This is a genomic window from Asaia sp. W19, from assembly GCF_003994335.1.
In the GTDB taxonomy this organism is placed as follows: domain Bacteria; phylum Pseudomonadota; class Alphaproteobacteria; order Acetobacterales; family Acetobacteraceae; genus Asaia.
In genome coordinates this window covers 1-2,372 of the sequence record NZ_PNQZ01000110.1, presented here as the reverse complement: position 1 = coordinate 2,372, position 2,372 = coordinate 1, and the positions used below count along the sequence as shown (strand labels likewise).

Genomic DNA, 2,372 nt, shown 5'->3' with positions numbered 1-2,372 from the left:
GATCTCGGCGATATAGATCGGCACGATCTGAGACGACGCGCCGATGGCGAGGCCGAGGATCAGACGGGCAAAGGTCAGGACGGCCACCGAATGCGCGAATGTCACGATCACGGTACCGATCAGGAACAAGGTCGCAGCGGCAATAATGGTGCGGCGGCGCCCCAGACGATCGGAAAGCGGCGCGGCGCTGATGCACCCGATCAGGGCGCCGAGAATCACGGCAGAGGTCACCACCTCGGCGCTCTCCGTTGTCAGCTGGAACTGGGGGGTCAGCTGGAGAAGCGCCGCCGAGATGATGCCGGTGTCATAACCGAAAAGAAGACCACCGGTCGCCGCGATCACGGCGATAAAATTGGTGAGTGCCTGCCCTCGCGGGCGCGTTGTGGAAGCCATTGGTGAGCTTTCGTCCTGATCCAGGTGAACGTGCTTGAGATTACAAACACGTTACTTCCACACTATGCCCCCACAAGGTCAACACACAATGTGGGAAGTTAACCAAAAATCTTGTCATAAATGCGGTCTACCGCAACAAGATGTCGTGTGCTGTCCATCGCCTCATCCAGCACCTTGGCATCCACACGCCCCGCTACCTCCGGGTCCTGCTCCAGATTCTCCCGGAAGCTACGGCCATCCGGCTCGCCCAGCTTGGTCCAGGTCTCCATCGCATTGCGCTGGACGATACGATAGGCGTCCTCGCGCGAAATGCCTGAACGCGCCAGAGCCAGGAGAACCTCGCCGGAATGGACCACGCCACCCAGCGATTCGAGATTGGCCATCATGCGCTCCGGATAGACAACGAGCTTGTCCATCATCCCGGCCAGACGCATCAGGGCAAAATCGAGCCCCACCGTCGCATCGGGCCCGATATTGCGCTCAACGGAGGAGTGGCTGATATCGCGCTCATGCCACAACGCAACGTTTTCGAGTGCCGGGACGACATGCGAACGCACCAGACGCGCCAGACCTGTCAGATTCTCGGAGAGCACCGGGTTGCGCTTGTGCGGCATGGCCGAGCTGCCCTTCTGGCCCGGATGGAAGAATTCCTCTGCCTCGCGCACTTCCGAACGCTGCAGATGACGCACTTCAACAGCCAGACGCTCGATACCGCTGGCGATCACACCCAGCGCACAGAAGAATGCGGCATGCCGGTCACGGGGGATGACCTGGGTAGAGACGTCTTCGGCAGCCAGACCCAGGCGCGCAGCGACGAATTCCTCAACGCGCGGATCGATATGAGCATAGGTGCCGACCGCGCCTGAAATCGCACAGATCGCGATTTCCTTACGGGCCACGAGAAGACGCTCGCGGTTGCGCGCGAACTCGGCATAGTGCCCGGCAATCTTGAGACCGAAGCTCGTGGGCTCGGCATGGATGGCATGCGAGCGTCCGATCGTGACCGTATTCTTATGCGCGAAAGCCTGCTTCTTCAATGCCGCCAGAACCGCGTCAATGTCTTCCAGCAGGAGGTCCGTCGCCTGCACGAGCTGCACTGAAAAACATGTGTCGAGCACGTCTGACGACGTCATGCCGAGATGCACGAAGCGGCTCTCGGGGCCGATCTTCTCGGCCAGCCAGGTGAGGAACGCGATCACATCGTGACGGGTTACGGATTCAATCTCGTCAATACGCGCGACATCTGCATCGGAGAACGCGGCCATCGCGGCATCGCCACGCTCGCGAATGACCGCGGCGGCTTCTTTCGGCATGTCGCCCAGCTCGGCCATTGCCTCACAGGCCAAGGCCTCGATCTCGAACCAGATGCGATAGCGATTGGTGGGAGACCAGATGGCGGTCATTTCGGGGCGGCTGTAGCGAGGCACCATGGCTTGGCTCCTGGAATGTCTGGGACGCGGATTGCGCCCTCTTACCGCAACTCGGCGCCCGCGAACACCATCCTTGTCATCCCACTCAATTGCGCGGCGGGAGCGCTTTCTCTAGGCTTTCGTGTATCTGTCGTATTGGAGGATGATGTGGCGCCTGATCTTACCTGGCATGCCCTGATCGCGCTCGCCCAGGTTGTCATGATCGATATCACCCTTGCCGGGGACAACGCGGTGGTCATCGGCATGGTCGTACGCGGCCTGCCCGCAACCCAGAGGCGAAAGGCGATTATCGTCGGGGTGGCGAGTGCCGCGCTCATGCGCATCGTTCTGGCGCTCGTGGCGTCACAGCTTCTCGCGGTGATCGGGCTGACGCTTGCAGGCGGAGTACTGCTGCTCTGGGTGTGCTGGAAGATGTATCAGGAGATGCGTCACCCGGAAGAGGTGGAAGGCAGCACCCAAAACGGCACGCTGGGCCAGGCAATCTTCCGGATCATCCTCGCGGATCTGTCCATGAGCCTCGATAATGTCCTCGCCGTTGCGGGGGCGTCA

Annotated in this window: 3 protein-coding genes; 1 reads left to right on the top strand and 2 read right to left on the bottom strand. The window is 61.0% G+C overall.

The window, feature by feature from the left end:
- The coding region (locus tag C0V97_RS16975) for an MFS transporter (protein WP_127103687.1) at positions 1–393 on the bottom strand (393 nt) is incomplete at its 3' end.
- 98 nt (positions 394–491) lie between these two features.
- Complete coding sequence (gene purB, locus C0V97_RS16970) at positions 492–1,823, bottom strand: adenylosuccinate lyase (protein WP_127101955.1); 1,332 nt, start codon at positions 1,821–1,823, stop codon at positions 492–494.
- A 147-nt stretch (positions 1,824–1,970) separates the two neighbouring features.
- Here purB and C0V97_RS16965 point away from each other — a divergent pair.
- On the top strand, positions 1,971–2,372 hold a 402-nt coding region (locus tag C0V97_RS16965), incomplete at its 3' end, for a YjbE family putative metal transport protein (RefSeq protein ID WP_255424194.1).

Bases quoted from the DNA above. Each gene is read 5' to 3' on its own strand.
- purB (WP_127101955.1), bottom strand. From the start codon at position 1,823: ATGGTGCCTCGCTACAGCCGCCCCGAAATGACCGCCATCTGGTCTCCC.